The organism is Thermobacillus composti KWC4 (assembly GCF_000227705.2).
GTDB lineage: Bacteria > Bacillota > Bacilli > Paenibacillales > Paenibacillaceae > Thermobacillus > Thermobacillus xylanilyticus.
Map to the genome: position 1 here is coordinate 3,766,256 of NC_019897.1, position 15,275 is coordinate 3,781,530.

15 protein-coding genes are annotated in these 15,275 nt (G+C 63.0%); 8 read left to right on the forward strand and 7 right to left on the reverse strand.

From position 1 onward, the window contains the following. Positions 1 to 130 precede the first annotated feature (130 nt). On the forward strand, positions 131 to 1,276 hold the full coding sequence (locus tag THECO_RS17225; protein ID WP_015256298.1) for a S8 family peptidase: 1,146 nt from the start codon (positions 131 to 133) through the stop codon (positions 1,274 to 1,276). A gap of 3 nt (positions 1,277 to 1,279) precedes the next feature. Here THECO_RS17225 and argS read toward each other — a convergent pair whose 3' ends face one another. Together argS and THECO_RS17235 are read right to left on the reverse strand one after the other, a co-directional pair. Then, positions 1,280 to 2,956 (reverse strand): arginine--tRNA ligase, encoded by a 1,677-nt coding sequence (gene argS / locus THECO_RS17230; RefSeq protein WP_015256299.1) that lies wholly within the window; start codon positions 2,954 to 2,956, stop codon positions 1,280 to 1,282. Continuing rightward, positions 2,953 to 3,390: a DUF1934 domain-containing protein gene (locus THECO_RS17235; RefSeq protein WP_015256300.1), complete on the reverse strand. Its 438-nt coding sequence runs from the start codon at positions 3,388 to 3,390 to the stop codon at positions 2,953 to 2,955. The genes argS and THECO_RS17235 overlap by 4 nt, the downstream gene beginning before the upstream one ends. A gap of 505 nt (positions 3,391 to 3,895) precedes the next feature. Here THECO_RS17235 and purB point away from each other — a divergent pair. From purB to THECO_RS17270, 7 genes are all read left to right on the forward strand, one after another. Next, on the forward strand, positions 3,896 to 5,266 hold the full coding sequence (gene purB, locus THECO_RS17240; RefSeq protein WP_015256301.1) for an adenylosuccinate lyase: 1,371 nt from the start codon (positions 3,896 to 3,898) through the stop codon (positions 5,264 to 5,266). A 36-nt stretch (positions 5,267 to 5,302) separates the two neighbouring features. Next, on the forward strand, positions 5,303 to 6,463 hold the full coding sequence (locus tag THECO_RS17245; protein WP_015256302.1) for an amidohydrolase: 1,161 nt from the start codon (positions 5,303 to 5,305) through the stop codon (positions 6,461 to 6,463). Between the two features lie 53 nt (positions 6,464 to 6,516). Beyond that, complete coding sequence (locus THECO_RS17250; protein WP_015256303.1) at positions 6,517 to 7,032, forward strand: GNAT family N-acetyltransferase; 516 nt, start codon at positions 6,517 to 6,519, stop codon at positions 7,030 to 7,032. Continuing rightward, a complete protein-coding gene (solA, locus tag THECO_RS17255) occupies positions 7,029 to 8,159 on the forward strand; it encodes an N-methyl-L-tryptophan oxidase (protein ID WP_015256304.1) in 1,131 nt (376 codons plus the stop codon). The genes THECO_RS17250 and solA overlap by 4 nt, the downstream gene beginning before the upstream one ends. 138 nt (positions 8,160 to 8,297) lie before the next feature. After that, entirely contained in the window at positions 8,298 to 9,014 is a 717-nt protein-coding gene (locus THECO_RS17260; RefSeq protein WP_015256305.1) for a YwaF family protein, read from the forward strand. A gap of 178 nt (positions 9,015 to 9,192) precedes the next feature. Then, positions 9,193 to 9,552 (forward strand): BlaI/MecI/CopY family transcriptional regulator, encoded by a 360-nt coding sequence (locus THECO_RS17265; RefSeq protein ID WP_015256306.1) that lies wholly within the window; start codon positions 9,193 to 9,195, stop codon positions 9,550 to 9,552. Further along, complete coding sequence (locus THECO_RS17270) at positions 9,549 to 10,994, forward strand: M56 family metallopeptidase (RefSeq protein ID WP_015256307.1); 1,446 nt, start codon at positions 9,549 to 9,551, stop codon at positions 10,992 to 10,994. The genes THECO_RS17265 and THECO_RS17270 overlap by 4 nt, the downstream gene beginning before the upstream one ends. An 81-nt stretch (positions 10,995 to 11,075) precedes the next feature. Here the strand turns inward: THECO_RS17270 and THECO_RS17275 are convergent, their stop codons facing one another. The 5 genes from THECO_RS17275 to THECO_RS17295 all read right to left on the reverse strand — a co-directional run bounded on the left by THECO_RS17275 (position 11,076) and on the right by THECO_RS17295 (position 15,248). Continuing rightward, positions 11,076 to 12,398, reverse strand: coding sequence for an MmgE/PrpD family protein (locus THECO_RS17275; protein WP_015256308.1), 1,323 nt, complete (start codon positions 12,396 to 12,398; stop codon positions 11,076 to 11,078). 2 nt (positions 12,399 to 12,400) lie between these two features. Next, positions 12,401 to 13,147, reverse strand: coding sequence for an amino acid ABC transporter ATP-binding protein (locus THECO_RS17280; RefSeq protein ID WP_015256309.1), 747 nt, complete (start codon positions 13,145 to 13,147; stop codon positions 12,401 to 12,403). A 13-nt stretch (positions 13,148 to 13,160) separates the two neighbouring features. Further along, positions 13,161 to 13,832, reverse strand: coding sequence for an amino acid ABC transporter permease (locus THECO_RS17285; RefSeq protein ID WP_015256310.1), 672 nt, complete (start codon positions 13,830 to 13,832; stop codon positions 13,161 to 13,163). Positions 13,833 to 13,871: 39 nt separating this feature from the next. Continuing rightward, entirely contained in the window at positions 13,872 to 14,660 is a 789-nt protein-coding gene (locus tag THECO_RS17290; RefSeq protein ID WP_015256311.1) for an amino acid ABC transporter substrate-binding protein, read from the reverse strand. A 162-nt stretch (positions 14,661 to 14,822) separates the two neighbouring features. Further along, positions 14,823 to 15,248: a PH domain-containing protein gene (locus tag THECO_RS17295; protein ID WP_015256312.1), complete on the reverse strand. Its 426-nt coding sequence runs from the start codon at positions 15,246 to 15,248 to the stop codon at positions 14,823 to 14,825. Positions 15,249 to 15,275 lie beyond the last annotated feature (27 nt).

A 15,275-nucleotide genomic window follows, 5' to 3' on the forward strand; every position in this document is an offset into this window, starting at 1 on the left:
CAAGCAACGCGAAAGGGGGATCGCCGCCCGCCGGCCGCCCAATTCGGGAGAGCGGGACATCTGCTCATGCCGCTGTCCAGACGCCCTCATAGTATAAGTCCAGCATGTTCCACCCGGGAGGAATGCGCCGATGGACTTAAGCCCGGTTCTCAGATGGCTGGAGGAGAGGGCGCTGACCGCCCCGGGCCGTCAAGGAGTCCGCTGCATGCTCAGGTTTCGCCACCCCAGAGATTATCGCCGCTTCGTCCGCGAGTGGACGGCGCGGCATCCTCCCGGGCGGCCGGAAGGTCCGGCCATCCGGCTCCTTCCGCTCATCCGCGGCGTCAGCTTCATGCTTCCGGCAGGCCGTCCGGCCGGTCTGCCGTGGGCGGGATGCGCCCTCGAGCCGGACTCCCGCATCGCTGTCCACGGCACCGTTCGCAGTGCGCCCGCCGTCGAACAAGGCATTCCGTGGGGCGTGAAACAGATCCGCGCGCCGATGGCCTGGCGCCTGACGACCGGCTACCGCATCAAAGTCGGCGTCATCGACACCGGCGTCGACTTCAGCCATCCCGATCTCCGTCATTCCATTTCAAGGGGCATCAACCTGCTGGCGCGCAGCATGCTGCCGCATGACGACAACGGCCATGGCACGCACATCGCCGGCACGATCGCGGCCGCGAACCAGCTGCACGGCATGGTCGGCGTCGCGCCCCGCGCGGTCATCCACCCGGTGAAGGCGTTCGACCACAACGGCTCGGCCTACGTCTCCGACATCATTCTCGGCATCGAATGGTGCATCCGCAACCGGATGGACATCATTAACATGAGCTTCGGCATGAAGACGCGCAGCCGCGCGCTGCTGGCCGCCGTGCAGAACGCCTGGCGCGCCGGCATCATCATCGTCGCATCTTCCGGAAACGACGCGAAGCGCAAGGCGATCGACTATCCCGCCCGGTTCCCGCAGACGCTCTCCGTCGGCGCCACGACGCGGATGCGGAGAATCGCACCGTTCAGCAACCGGGGCAGTCTGGTCGACATCTATGCGCCGGGGGACAAAATCATCTCCGCCTGGCTGCGGGGCAAATACAACGAGATGAGCGGCACGTCGATGTCAACCTCCCACGTCACCGGAGCGATCGCCCTGCTGCTCGCCTACCGGCCGGGACTTTCGCCGGCCGAGATCAAGGAGATTCTGCGCAATTCGATGAATCCCCTGCGCGGCGCGAAGGCGCCGAAACGGACCGGCGAGATCGACGTGATGCGCATGCTGGCGGCCGCCGACCGGCTCGGCTGAATCTTACATCCGCTCCGGCGCCGAAACGCCGATCAGCCGCAGCACATTGGCGATGACCGTCCGGACGGCGGCCAGCAGCGCAAGCCTTGCTCCGGTCTGCGCCGCGTCGTCCGTAATGACGCGCTCCGCCTTGTAGTAGCTGTGGAACTGCGAAGCGAGTTCATACACATAGCGGATGAGACGGTGGGGCGCATAGGCTTCCGCGGCATCCGCCACTTCTTGCGGCAGCTCGCCCAGCTTGCGCAGCAGCTCAAACTCCGCCTCGGCGGTCAGCCGTGTCAGGTCCGCCTTGTCGTGGTCGACGGCGATCCCCTGCTCCTCCGCCTGCCGGAAAATGCTGCATATCCGCGCATGGGCGTACTGCACATAATAGACCGGGTTGTCGTTCGACGTGGAGACGGCGAGATCCATGTCGAAGTCGAGATGCGAATCCATGCTGCGCATCGTGAAGAAATAGCGGATCGCGTCGACGCCGACCTCGTCCATCAAATCTTCCATCGTCACCGCCTTGCCGGTCCGCTTCGACATCTTCACCTTCTCGCCGTTCTGATACAGGCTGACCATCTGGGCGATCAGGACGACCAGCCTGTCCGGATCGTGTCCGAGGGCGGCCATCGCGGCCTTCATCCGCGGGATGTACCCGTGGTGGTCGGCGCCCCAGATGTTGATCAGCCGGTCGTATCCGCGGCGGAATTTGTCCCGGTGATAGGCGATGTCCGGCGTCAGGTAGGTGTAGGAACCGTCCTGCTTGACGAGGACGCGGTTCTTGTCGTCGCCGAACCGGGTCGACTCGAGCCAGACCGCGCCGTCTTCCTCATAGACCATGCCCCGCTCCCGCAGCGCCTCCACCGCGGCCTCGACCTGGCCGGTCTCGTACAGCGACGTCTCGCTGAACCAGTTGTCGAACTTGACGCGGAACCGCTCCAGATCGCGCCGGATTTTGTCCAGCTCGCGCGTCAGGCCGTACTCGCGGAAGAAGCGCAGCCGCTCGTCATCCGGCAGCGAGAGCAGCCGGTCGCCTTCCTTCTCCGCCAGCTCCTTCGCGAAGCCGATGATGTCCTCGCCGTAGTAGCCGTCCTCGGGCATCTCCGCTTCGAGGCCGAGCTGCTGGCGGTAGCGCGCCTCGATCGATTTCGCGAGGTTCGTGACCTGCGCGCCCGCGTCGTTGATGTAATACTCGCGCGTCACGTCATAGCCCGCGAAGTCCAGCACGTTGCACAGCGCGTCGCCGACCGCCGCGCCGCGCGCGTGGCCGAGATGAAGCGAACCGGTCGGGTTCGCGCTGACGAATTCGACCTGCACCTTCTGCCCGCGGCCGATATTCACCCGGCCGTAAGATTCGCCCGCCCGGAGCACTTCGCCGATGACCGGGTAGAGATAGCTTTTGTCCAGGCGGAAATTGATGAACCCGGGCCCCGCGATCTCGGCGGATTCGATCATGGCGGCGCCCCGGTCGAGATGTTCCAGAATCGCTTCCGCGATCTGGCGCGGATTCCGCTTCGCCAGCCTCGTGAGTTGCATCGCCGCGTTCGTCGCAAGATCACCGTGCGCCTTGTCCTTCGGCACCTCCACGACGAATGCCGGCAGCTCGTCGCGCGCCGCGATCCCGGCGGCGACCGCCGCATCCGCGATGGCGTCTTTCACCCGCTGATGGATGCGTTCCAATACATGATCACTCATGATTCATCTGCCTCCCGTATCGTTAGGTTGATGACGAATTCTCCGGCATCGGCGCCCCCCGCTTCCAGCCGGTAAGCCCAGCTCCACACCATCGGAAAGCTGCGGCCGTCCGCCTCGACGCGCAGCCGGCGCGTCCTCGTTCGGAGATCAAACCGGACGAGCGGCGTCCGGTAATAGCCTCCGGTCTCAACGCCCGGCTCGAACGTCTGGGCGCTCTCGACGTCCCCCGTGCGAACAAGCCGCAGCGTCCTGCCGTCCCAGCGCAGCGTCGAGCGGATCCGGCCGTCCTCTTCCGCATAACGGAGATACAGCGCGCCGGCCTTGGCGTAGAGCCTGCCGTCGAGCACCGACCGCGCGGTCTCGCCGCCGTCCTGCCGGCTTTCGAGCGCGATCTTCACGGGCAGTCCCTCAGCCGGAATCGCAGCCAGTACCATGTCTTGCACCTCCGCGCAAAGCTCAAGAAGCCCGATCATCACAAAACCCCCGTCCCATGAAAGAGACGGAGGTTTATCCGCGGTGCCACTCTTCTGGAAGACGCGCCTCATCGTTCCCGTCTCCGCACGCCATCGTGCTTGAGATCGGGACGGGCATCTTCCCCTTGAAGCGATAACGGCGTTCTGCCGGGTTCCCCTACGGCGCCGACGTCATCCGGCGTCAGCGGTTCAGGGAACCAACTCGCGGGTGCGCTTCCTCCGCTGGGACCCGCCGGCTTCCACCGTCCCGGCTCGCTGCATGGGGCTTGATCAGCGGAGTACTCTCCCGGTCATCGTCGCTAACAGATTTCCACCATTATACTGTGCCTGCCGCCGGCTGCGCAAGAGCTGGGAGCGGATATCCATTGACCGCCGGGAATGCTAGTAGTACAATAAGCGATAACCAAGTGATTAAGTCGGATTTTGGCGACGAAACCCACACCAATCAGCAAAGAAGGGAACCAACATGTCCTCACACGTCATTGACATGGTCATGCTTCGCAATGTGTTCGGCACGCCCGAGATGCGCGCCGTCTGGTCGGACGAGAACCGGCTGCAGAAACATCTCGACGTCGAGGCGGCGCTCGCGCTCGCCGAGGCGGAACTCGGACTGATTCCTGCGGATGCGGCGAAGGTCATCGCCGAGAAGGCCAGGGTCGAACTGCTCGACCTGCAGGCGATCGCGGACGAAGTGCTGAAGGCGAAGCACTCCCTGATGCCGACGATCCGGGCGCTGCAGGCGCTCTGCGGGCCGGAGGCCGGGGAGTACGTTCATTTCGGCGCCACGACGCAGGACATCGTCGACACCGGCATGATGCTTCAATTGAAGGAAGCCCACGCGATCATCGTGCGCGATCTCTCCGCCGTCGCCCGGCAGCTCGCCCGGCTCGCCCGCGAATACCGTGACACGCCGATCGCCGGCCGGTCGCATGGCATGCAGGGGCTGCCGACGACGTTCGGCTTCAAGATCGCCGTCGTGCTGAGCGAAGTGCTCCGGCATCTCGACCGGCTGAAGGAAGCGGAAGCGCGCGTGTTCACCGGCGTCATCGGCGGCGCGGTCGGCACGTACGCGGCGTTCGGTCCGCTCGGCCCCGAAGTGGAGGCGCTCGCGCTCCGCAAGCTGGGGCTTCACGCGCCCGACATCTGCTGGCACTCCTCCCGCGACCGGCAGGCGGAATACATCGGCATCCTCGGCATGATCAGCGCCACGCTCGGCAAGCTGGGGAACGAATTCTACAACCTGATGCGCACCGAGATCGACGAGCTGGAAGAGCCGTTCACCTCGGGCAAGATCGGTTCCTCCACGATGCCGCACAAGCGCAATCCCGCGGCGCTCGAAGGCACCGCCAGCCTGGCGAAGCCGGTCCGCTACAACGTCGCGCTCGTACAAGAGGCAATGATCGTCGAGCACGAGCGGGACGCGATGTCTTGGCGGGGCGAATGGATCGCGCTGCCGGAGACGTGCATCTACCTCTCCGCCCAGCTCTCCTCGACGAAGGCGGTGCTCGAAGGGCTCGTCGTCAAGCCCGAAAACATGCGGCGCAACCTCGATCGGCTCGGCGGACTGCTGCTGTCCGAGCGCGTCATGTTCGCGCTGGCAGACCGCCTCGGCAAGCAGACCGCGCACCATGTCATCTATGAGCTGTCCATGAAGGCGGTGGAGGAAAACACGCCGTTCAAGGACGTGCTGCTGGCGGACAAGCGGGTGGCCGAAGCGCTGGACGAGAAGACGCTGGAAGAGCTGCTCGACCCTGCCGCCTACCTCGGATCGGCGCCGCAGATCGTGGACCGGGTGCTGGCCCGTGCGGAACAGTCGCCGTGGCTCAGGGAAGACTGAAATGACAACCTATTCTATAAAAGGAGGATGGTCGATATGCCGCTTCAAGCTTTGCAAGATTCGGCCGGAGCGCTCGCGCCGCATCTTGTCGCCATCCGACGCGAACTGCACATGCATCCGGAACTGTCGCTGGAAGAATTCGAGACGACCCGGCGCATCCGCGGCTGGCTGGAGGAAGCCGGCCTGAGCGTGCAGACGTTCGGCCTCAAGACCGGCCTGGTCGTCGACATCGAAGGCGCATCCCCCGGTCCGACGGTCGCCCTGCGCGCCGACATCGACGCGCTGCCCGTCACGGAAGAGACCGGCCTGCCCTTCGCGTCGTGCGAGCCGGGCAAAATGCATGCGTGCGGCCACGATTTCCATACCGCTTCGATGATCGGCGCGGCGCTGCTGCTTCACAAGCGGCGGGATCGATTGAAAGGCCGCGTGCGCATGCTTTTCCAGCCGGCCGAAGAGATCGCGGCAGGGGCCCGCGCGATGATCCGGGCCGGCGTGCTGGAAGGCGTCGACGCGATTCTCGGCATGCACAACAAGCCGGAGCTGCCGGTCGGTACCGTCGGCATCCGGACGGGCGCGCTGATGGCCAGCGTCGACCGCTTCGAGATCCGGGTGACGGGCAAGGGCGGCCATGGCGCGATCCCGGACGCCGCCGTCGATCCGATCGTCGCCGCCAGCTCCATCGTGGGCGCCCTGCAAACCATCGTCAGCCGGAACGTGAGCCCGCTGGAGAGCGCGGTCATCAGCGTCTGCCGGTTCCAATCGGGCGCGACGTGGAACGTCATTCCGGATTGCGCCGAACTGGAAGGAACCGTGCGCACCTTCAACGCCGACGTGCGCCGGCGCATCCCGGAACAGATCCGCCGGGTGGCGGAGGGCGTCGCCGCCGGTTACGGCGCGTCGGCCGAGCTGATCTGGACGGAAGGCCAGCACTTCGTCAACAACGATCCGGCGATGGCCGCCCTGATGACGCGGGCCGCCGAAGAGCTGGGCCTAACGGTGGTCGAGGCGCGGCCGACGACCGCCGGCGAAGACTTCTCCGTCTACCAGGAGCATGTCCCCGGATGTTTCATCTGGATGGGCACAAGCGGAACCGAGGAATGGCACCACCCGAAGTTCACGCTGAACGAGGATGCCTTGCCGGTCAGCGCCGCCCTGTTCGCACATGCGGCGGAACTTGCGCTTGAAACGTTGGCGTGACGGTTCGGGCGTTGATTTTTTTCCATATGAACGAGAGATGAAGGTGACCCCGCATGTCTGACTTCACTTACCGGCTCGCCGTCAAGGAGGACGCTCCGGCGCTGCTCGATCTGACGCTCCGGGCTTACAAGCCGATCCGCGAGCTCGGCATCAACTTCGCGGCCGCCACCGCCGATCTGGCGCTGGTGGAAAGCAACATCCGCAACCACATGTGCTTTATTATGGAAGAAAGCGGGAAGCCGCTCGCGACGTTGACGCTGCGGATGCCCTGGGGGCCGCAGCCCGGGCCGTTCGGCGTGCCGCACATCTGGTGGTTCGCGGTCGATCCCGACCTCGGACGCAAAGGAATCGGCTCCGCGATGCTCAGCTGGTGCGAGGAGACGATGGTCCGCGACACCCTGAAAAGTCCGGCCGTGTCGCTCGGCACCGCGAAGGAGCATCCGTGGCTCGGCGACATGTACGTGCGCAGGGGGTATGTGCCGATCATGGAGAAGGATCTGGGCAAAGGGCATACGACGATCTTCTACAAGAAGGAACTGCTTCCGGAAAGCGGGGAGACGGGCAGATGAGCGCGCCGATCTATGACGTCATGGTGGTCGGTGCGGGCTCGGCCGGCATGAGCGCCGGGTATCATCTTGCCCGGCGCGGCGCGCGCGTGCTGTTGATCGACGCCTTCGACCCGCCCCACCGGGAGGGCAGCCATCACGGCGAGACCCGGCTCATCCGCCACGCGTACAAGAAAGGCTCCGCCTATATCTCTCGCGCGCTCCGGGCGGACGAGCTGTGGCGGGAGCTGGAGCAGCTTGCGGGGACGACGCTGCTCGTCCGCTCCGGCGTGATCAACATCGCCGATCCGGAGCATTACAGCTTCGGCAGCCGCCCGGATGACGCCCGGGCGTTCGGCGTCTCCGTGGAAATGCTCGATGGGGCCGAGATGCGCAGAAGATGGCCGGGACTTGACCTGCCCGACCATTTCATCGGGATGTACGAGCCGGAAGCGGGCTATCTGTTCAGCGAGCGTGCGATCGCCGCTTATCGCGGGCTGGCGGAGGCGGCGGGCGCGAAGCTCGTGACGAACACGCCGGTGCTGCGCGTGACGGCGGATCAGGCCGGTGTCGCCGCGGAGACCGCCGAGGGCGTCTTCCGCGCGGAGAAGGCGCTGCTCAGCGCCGGCGCATGGTTCGAACAATTGGAGCCGTTCGTCCGCTTCCCCTTGCGGCCGCTGCGCATCCCGGTCGGCTGGTTCGGGACGGAATCGGCCGAATACCGCGCCGGCGAGTTTCCCGGCTTCACGCTGCATACCGCGGAAGGCGGGTTTTACGGTTTCCCCGACTTGGGCGGCGGCCTGAAGATCGGCAAGCACGACGGCGGCCGGGACTGGCGGCCCGGCGAGCCGCTGCATCCGTTCGGGCATTACGAGACGGACGAGCAGTCGCTGCGCCAGGTCGTGCAGAAGTATATGCCGCGGGCGGCGGGGCCGCTGCTGCAAAGCTCCGTCTGCAAGTACGAGTTTACGCCGGATGAAGATTTCGTGATCGACCGGCATCCGCAGCATCCGAACGTGCTCGTCATCGGCGGCTTGTCCGGCCACGGGTTCAAATTCGCCAGCGCGCTCGGCGAGATCGCCGCGGATCTGCTGCTGAACGGCTCGACCCGGTTCGATCTCGGCGCCTTCTCGCTGTCCCGGTTCATATAATTCATAGGATTTGGAAAGGAAAAGGGCTTGCCTTCCAGGCGGGCCCTTTTTCATGCGCGCAAACTTGTTGCCAGAACGGGTTGATTTGTGAAAAAATGGTGAACAAAACAGAGAAAAAACGAAAAGGGGGTTGACGGTATGGAACGGGTGCCTTTTTTCGGCTCCGAAACGGCTCCTTTCACGTTCTATTCGCCGTCCCATTGGGTGTCTCTTGTCATCATCGCGGTGGTAAGCGCATTCACCCTCGGCTGGCGCGGTCTGCGGGAGCGCCCGCGTCTCGCGGACGTCATTCGCCACGCGCTGGCCGCGATGCTGCTGCTGCTCGACATTGCGCTCCATATCTGGTATTTCGTTGCCGACCAGTGGGATCCGGCCTACACCCTGCCCTTGCACCTGTGCAGCCTGACGCTGATCCTGTCCTTCATCATGCTCTGGACCCGAAGCTATCGCCTGTTTGAATTCAACTACTTTGCCGGCATCGGCGGGGCGCTGCAGGCGCTGCTGACGCCCGCCGCCATTCTGTCGGGGTATCCGCACTTCACCTTCTTCTATTTCTTCATCGCCCATGGCGGCATCATCGTCTCCAGCCTGTTCATGATCGCCGCGTACGGCTTCCGGCCGACATGGTCTTCCATCTGGCGCACCATGCTCTGGCTCAACATCCTGCTCATCCCCATCGGCATCGTCAATGCCATAACCGGCGGCAACTACATGTTCATCGCCCGCAAGCCGGACGACCCGTCGCTGCTCGACCTGCTTGGCCCCTGGCCGTGGTACATTCTGTCGCTGGAAGGCGTCGCGCTGGTCATGTGCGTGATCCTGTACCTGCCCTTCGCCCTTCGGCCGAGGCGTTGAGTTGAGCCGCAAAGACGGCCGCAGCTCCGCTGCCAACCGACTCCCGCACGCATGCTCGTATGCGGGGGCTTTTTGTTTCGCGTTCCACTAGCGCGGGCACCGTTGACAGAACAGGTTTATTGCGATAGACTCTTCGTTAGGTCGATTATGATAAACCTACAGAAAGGCGATGGCTGCGATGGAACCGCCCAAATTGTTTGAGGCCGAATACAAGTTTGCGTGCCTGGTCTGGGATCACGAACCGATCAATTCGACGGATCTGGTGAGATTGAGCCGGGAGCAGCTCGGTTGGAAGAAATCGACGACTTATACCGTGCTGCGAAAGCTGTGCAGCAGAGGGATTCTGAAAAATGAGAATGCGACGGTCACAGCCCTTGTGAAGAAAGCCGATGTGCAGCAATACGAGAGCCGGGCGGTCGTCGACAAAACTTTCGATGGATCGCTCCCGCAGTTTCTGACTGCTTTCCTCGGCGGCAAGAAACTGACCCGGCAGGAAGCCGAGGCGTTGAAACGGATCATTGAGGAGGCGGCGGAGTGACGAACCTGTTTTTCACCGTTGTCAATATGAGCATTGCCGCCGGGTTCACGGCGCTCGTGGTGATTGCGGCAAGACTGGCGCTGCGGCGCGCTCCCGCCGTGCTGTCCTATCTGCTGTGGATTGCCGTTGCCGTCCGGCTCGTCATACCGGTTCGTCTTGCGTCGCCGCTTAGCATCATGCGGCCGATTGAGCCTCTCGCCGCGGAAGATTCGGGCTTCATGACCTTCGTGTCCCCTGAACTGAAAACGACAGCGATGGATGCCGGCATGCGGGGGATCGAGCGCATGGCGGAGACGATGATGCCCGCCGCGAAAGTGCCGGGCGTGGACATGCTGGACATGCTCATCCGGCTCGGCGGCATCATCTGGATCATCGGCGTCATCGTTCTCCTGGCCAGAAGCGCCGTGAACTATTGGAACGTTCGAAACAGCATTCGGACAGCCGTCCGCATCCGCGATCATATTTACGAGTCAGACCGGATTGACACGCCGTTCGTCTTCGGCCTGCTCAAGCCGAAAATCTACGTTCCGACAGGCCTGAGCGAACAGGAGCTGACGTACGTCCTTCTGCATGAGCAGACCCATATCGACCGGCGGGATTATGTGATCAAACCGCTGGCCTATATCATGGTAATCATCCACTGGTTCAATCCGCTGATCTGGCTGTCTTATGCGCTGATGAGCAAAGATATGGAAATGTCCTGCGACGAGAAGGTATTGGACAAGACGGGCGGCCGTCACAAGCGGCCATACGCTGCCGCATTGTTGTCGTGTGCCGTCCGCAGTTCCGGGCTTCGCGCCGGGTCTTCTCCGGCTTTTGGCGAAAACCAGGTGAAGGCGAGAATTCGCAACATTCTCGCGTACCGGAAACCATCCGCCCGGGTGATCGCCGGGTACATGCTGGCCATCGCCGTCCTGATTGCGGCGTGCTCGACAAACCCGAAGATGGTGCAGCCGGTGCCGCACACCGACCGGCAGACGTTCTATTCCGGTTACAACCTGACCGAGTTGATGAACAACAAGACGTTGTACGTGGGCCATGCCGGCAAAGTCGGCGGTCTCATCCACGGCATGCCCGAACCGGAAGGCTTGGACTGGAACGGCATCGAGCTGCAGACAACCGAACCGCCTTACGGCGTGATCATCCGTTACCAAATGAATGCAGCCGCCGATCAGGCAGAGACAGGAGACGCCGCCTACGAGACATTCTGCCGCAACGCCGTTCTGCTCTTCAGCCTGATCGACAACGTCGACCGCATCAGCCTTTCGATCGGCGATCAGACGAGCCCGGACGGCAGCGCCTCGTACAGCATGACGGTCACGCGGGAACAGGCCGAAGCTTGGCTCGGCGGCGATGTCCGGCCTTACAGCGCGGACGCATCCGGCCTGCAACGGCTGATTGACCAAGTCAACCGCCTGTCCTTCGATTTCTCGCAGTCATAAGAAAAGCCCCAACCCGTCAAGGTTGGAGCCGTGTGAAAGTCCCGGCCGGTGTGCCGGGACTTTCGCTTATGCACCGGTCCGTCATCCTTCGCCGAGCAGACCGATGAAAGGCCTCACATCCCGCGCCTCATCCAGGCGCAGCACCTGTTCCCGTATGGCCGCCGCGTTCGGACCGGTCACGACTTCTTCGAACTTGCGCTCAAGCTCCGCCTCCGTGACCGGATTGCCGGGGGAGCCCTTCGGGCGGTCGCCGACGGCGGTCACCGTCCCGCCGTCCGTGAGCGTCACCGTGATGCGCGTGTACCTCACGCCCGGCGGCTCGTCCATTACGTTCGTGCGCCGCATCCGGTCCATGTAGGCCCGGATCTCGCCGTCGATCGGCACCCGCTGGAAGTCGCCGGCGCGGATGCCCCGGCCGCTCAGGATCAGCGCGGCGATATACTCGATGCTGAAGCGGCCCTCTTCGCCGTTCAAGGGGCGTTGATGGATGAGCGCCGCGTCGCTCCGCCCGGTGAAGGCGATCTCGATCGCTTCGATCCGGTCGAGCGGAATCCGGCCGAGCTGCTCGGCCGCGTGCCAGCCGAAATACGCCGCAGAGCAGAACGGGTACAGCTTGTGCCACAGGCCGGGGCTGACGATCCGCGGGACGGCGTCCTCGCGCAGCAGTTCGGCGCGCGCCCGCTCTTCGCCCTGGCCGAACACGGCGAAATAGCCGAGCCGGCCGTCCAGGCTGGCGCGGCTTCCCTGCACGTCCGCTTCCGCGAGCAGCAGCGACCGGATCCCTGCGGCCGCAGCCAGCCCGGCATGGAGCGGCTTCGTCTCCGTGCCGAAGTGGACGCGCAGTCCGCCGGCCTGCGTCGCGGCGAGCCCAAGCGCCAGCGCGGCCCGCTCCGCCGGCCAGTCCAGGTAATGCGCGCCGGCGATCGCCGCCGCCAACGCGCCCGCCGTCGCCGTGTTGTGAAACCCGCGCTCATAATGTTCATTCGACAGCGCCAGCGCGATGCGCGCCATCGCTTCAACGCCGACGATATACGCTTCGAGGAAACGCCGGCCGTCGCCGCCGCGGTCGCCGAGCGCGATGAGCGCCGGCAGAATGACGGTGCTCGGATGGCCGCGCACCTCCGCATGCACATCATCATAATCGAGCGCATGGCCCATGAAGCCGTTGATGAGCGCCGACTGCCCGCGATTGACGCGGCACCCGTGGAACAGCACCGGCGCAAGCGGCCGGCCGCCTTCCTCGTCCGCCGCCCGGATCAGCTTCATAACGCCGGCATCCGCCCTCCCGGCGAAGGCGGATGCGATGTAATCCAATATGCCGTACTTCGCTTTCTCCAGACTCTCCCCGGAGAAAGGCATGCGCCACAGCTTGTCCAGGAACGCCAACGTCAGACTGTCCGCCATCGTCACCGCTTCCTGTTCGCGTGGAATGTCCGCAGGAACTGCTTCGTCCGCTCTTTCCGCGGGTTATCGAGCAGCTCGGCCGGCGGGCCCTGCTCCACGATGTTGCCGTCCGCCATGAAAATGACGTGATCGGACACATCCCGGGCGAAATCCATCTCGTGCGTCACGATGATCATCGTCGTATCCATCTCGGCAATCTTCTTGATCGTCTGCAGCACTTCCGACACGAGCTCCGGGTCGAGGGAAGACGTCGGCTCGTCCAGCAGGATGGCGTGGGGCCTGAGCGCGAGCGCCCGGGCGATGCTGACGCGCTGCTGCTGGCCGCCGGAGAGCGTGGCGGGATAGTTGTCCCGCTTGTCTTCCAGGCCGACCTGCCGGAGCAGCTCCATGCCGAGCTCCTCCGCCTGCTTCTTCGGCATCTTCTTCACGACGATGAGCGATTCCGTCACATTCTGCAGAGCGGTCTTGTTCTTGAACAGATTGTAATTCTGGAAGACCATCGCGGTCTGCAGGCGAAGCTGCCGGATTTCCTTGTTCGTGCATTTTTCCGCGTCGACCCGCACGCCGCCGATCTCGATCACGCCGGCTTCCGGCCGCTCCAGGAAGTTCAGGCAGCGGATGAGCGTCGATTTCCCCGATCCGGACGGACCGATGATCGACAGCACTTCGCCGTCCTTCACCTCGAAGTCGATGCCGTTCAGCACGACGAGGTCGCCGAATCGTTTCTTGAGGTTTGTCACTTTGATCATGGCCAATCAACCTTCATGTCCGATATGGGCGATCCAGATAGTTCTCAAGCTTCTGCTGCAGATACGTATAGACGATGATCAGCAGCCAGTAGATCAAGGCGACCGCCAGATAGGCTTCGAAGAACCGGAACGATTCGGCGGCCTGCATCTTCGCTTCGGCGAAAATCTCGACCACCCCGAGCGTGAACGCCAGGGACGTCTCTTTGATCAGGCTGATGAAAATGTTGCCGGTGCCGGGCAACGCGTTGCGCGCCGCCTGGGGCAGAATGATCCGCCGGTACGCCTGAAGCTTCGTCATGCCGCCGGTGATGCATGCTTCCATCTGCCCTTTGTCCACCGAGAGGAACGCCGCCCGGAAAATCTCGGCCAGAAACGCCGCCTGCTTGAATCCGAATCCGATAACGGCCGCCGTTACGGCATCCATTTTGGTGAATACCGGGAACAGCTGCGGCAGGCCGTAGTAGATCAGGAACAGCTGCACCAGCATCGGAATGGCGCGGAAGAAAGAAATATAGACGGCCGCTCCCGAACTGAGCAGCCGGTTCCTGCTGTTGCGGGCGAGAGCCAGCACCAGCCCGACCGCGATCGCCAGAATCATGGCGAGCACCGCCATGAGCAGCGTGATCGGGATGTACTGAATGATCCTCGGCAATATTTCAATGATGTAGGATGGATCGAAATTCACGTCTATCGCCCGCTCCCATGCGCTTTCGCGCGGTTCAGATTACTCGCTCTTCGTCGTGACGTCCTCACCGTAGAAATACTTCTCGGAGAGCTTCTTCAGCGTGCCGTCCTCCCGAAGCTTCTCGATTTCGGCGTTGAACTGCTCGATCAGCTTCTGGTTCTTCTCGCTCTTCACGAACGGGAACGCGACATCCTCATAGTGGAACGGTTCGCCGACGAACTTGAGCGGCAGATTGTTCTTGTTGATCTCGGCGATCAGATTCGCCTTGGATTGCACATAGCCGTCGACGCGCTTGTTCAGGACATCGTTCTGCGCGCCGTCGCGGTTCTCGTACGTCCGGACATTGATCTCGGGATCGTAGTTCTGCAGGTTCTTCACGTTCTGCGAACCGAGCACGCCGGCGACCGTCTTGCCCTTCAGGTCCTCCAGCGTGTTGATGTCCGTGTTGTCCACGTGTGTCACGATCGCCACGCCGGCGTACGAGTAAGGCACGGTGAAGTCAAACTTCTGCTTCCGCTCCTCCGTCACCGCCACGACGTTGGCGACCGTGTCGATCTTGCCGGTCTCGAGCTGGCCCATCAGGCCGGAGAAATCGGTGTTAACCCATTCTACCGTATAGCCGAGATTGGCGGCAATGGTTTCGAGGACTTCGACGTCAAAACCGACCAGCTTGTCCCCGTCCTTGTAGCTGTTCGGGAACGACTGGCCCGTCGAGCCCGCGCGGAGCACTTTCTTGTCGTCATCGCCGCCGGACTTGCCGGAAGAGCAGGCTGCAGCCAATACGCTGAACAGCAGCACGACGGCCAAAGTGAAGTACAGCTTTTTCATGGTGTGGTTACCCCTTTTGTTGAAAATTATCGAATTTCCGACCGTATTAAGCTTACGATTTCCGATTGGTTTAGTCAAATTAAATTTTTCCCCGGAGATCAATTTTTTTTGATGAAAAAGACCCTGCCCGCGTCGCCGCGGCAGAGCCGGATGACTCCTGGTTCAACCGTTGATCCGTTGCTTGTTCTCGTAAGCCAGCGACACCAGCGCCACATAGAACGGCTGAATATTGAATTTTTTGCTGAACTCGAACCGGTAGCTTGCCGTCTGCAAGTTGTTCGCTTTGTAATAGGGAGAGGTGATGTAATGGATCGTCAACTCGCTGTCGTCGAACCCGGTGCCGGCCGTTTCCATCGTGACATCGTAGATCGAATCCAGGTCGATGGAGACGACGCGCGTCTTCTTCCCGGTCACGCCTTGATGGTCGAACAGGATGAGCCGCTTGTCCGTCAAGATGAACGTGTCGCGTACCAGCCGGAACCCGGTCTGGACGGTCTCCCCGGGCATCAGGTATGCGCCGTACTGCTGCTGCAGTTCCCGGGGTGAAACCTCGGTATAGTTGCCGAACAACCCGCTGAACAGCGACACGGCGATCCCTCCTTATGATCTGTCCGC

What these genes read in the sequence shown, in the direction of transcription:
- THECO_RS17250 (WP_015256303.1), top strand. Translation starts at nt 6,517, where the DNA reads ATGTCTGACTTCACTTACCGGCTCGCCGTCAAGGAGGACGCTCCGGCG.
- THECO_RS17225 (WP_015256298.1), top strand. Translation starts at nt 131, where the DNA reads ATGGACTTAAGCCCGGTTCTCAGATGGCTGGAGGAGAGGGCGCTGACC.
- solA (WP_015256304.1), top strand. Translation starts at nt 7,029, where the DNA reads ATGAGCGCGCCGATCTATGACGTCATGGTGGTCGGTGCGGGCTCGGCC.
- argS (WP_015256299.1), bottom strand. Translation starts at nt 2,956, where the DNA reads ATGAGTGATCATGTATTGGAACGCATCCATCAGCGGGTGAAAGACGCC.
- THECO_RS17245 (WP_015256302.1), top strand. Translation starts at nt 5,303, where the DNA reads ATGCCGCTTCAAGCTTTGCAAGATTCGGCCGGAGCGCTCGCGCCGCAT.
- THECO_RS17280 (WP_015256309.1), bottom strand. Translation starts at nt 13,147, where the DNA reads ATGATCAAAGTGACAAACCTCAAGAAACGATTCGGCGACCTCGTCGTG.
- THECO_RS17235 (WP_015256300.1), bottom strand. Translation starts at nt 3,390, where the DNA reads ATGGTACTGGCTGCGATTCCGGCTGAGGGACTGCCCGTGAAGATCGCG.
- THECO_RS17290 (WP_015256311.1), bottom strand. Translation starts at nt 14,660, where the DNA reads ATGAAAAAGCTGTACTTCACTTTGGCCGTCGTGCTGCTGTTCAGCGTA.
- THECO_RS17275 (WP_015256308.1), bottom strand. Translation starts at nt 12,398, where the DNA reads ATGGCGGACAGTCTGACGTTGGCGTTCCTGGACAAGCTGTGGCGCATG.
- THECO_RS17260 (WP_015256305.1), top strand. Translation starts at nt 8,298, where the DNA reads ATGGAACGGGTGCCTTTTTTCGGCTCCGAAACGGCTCCTTTCACGTTC.
- THECO_RS17265 (WP_015256306.1), top strand. Translation starts at nt 9,193, where the DNA reads ATGGAACCGCCCAAATTGTTTGAGGCCGAATACAAGTTTGCGTGCCTG.
- purB (WP_015256301.1), top strand. Translation starts at nt 3,896, where the DNA reads ATGTCCTCACACGTCATTGACATGGTCATGCTTCGCAATGTGTTCGGC.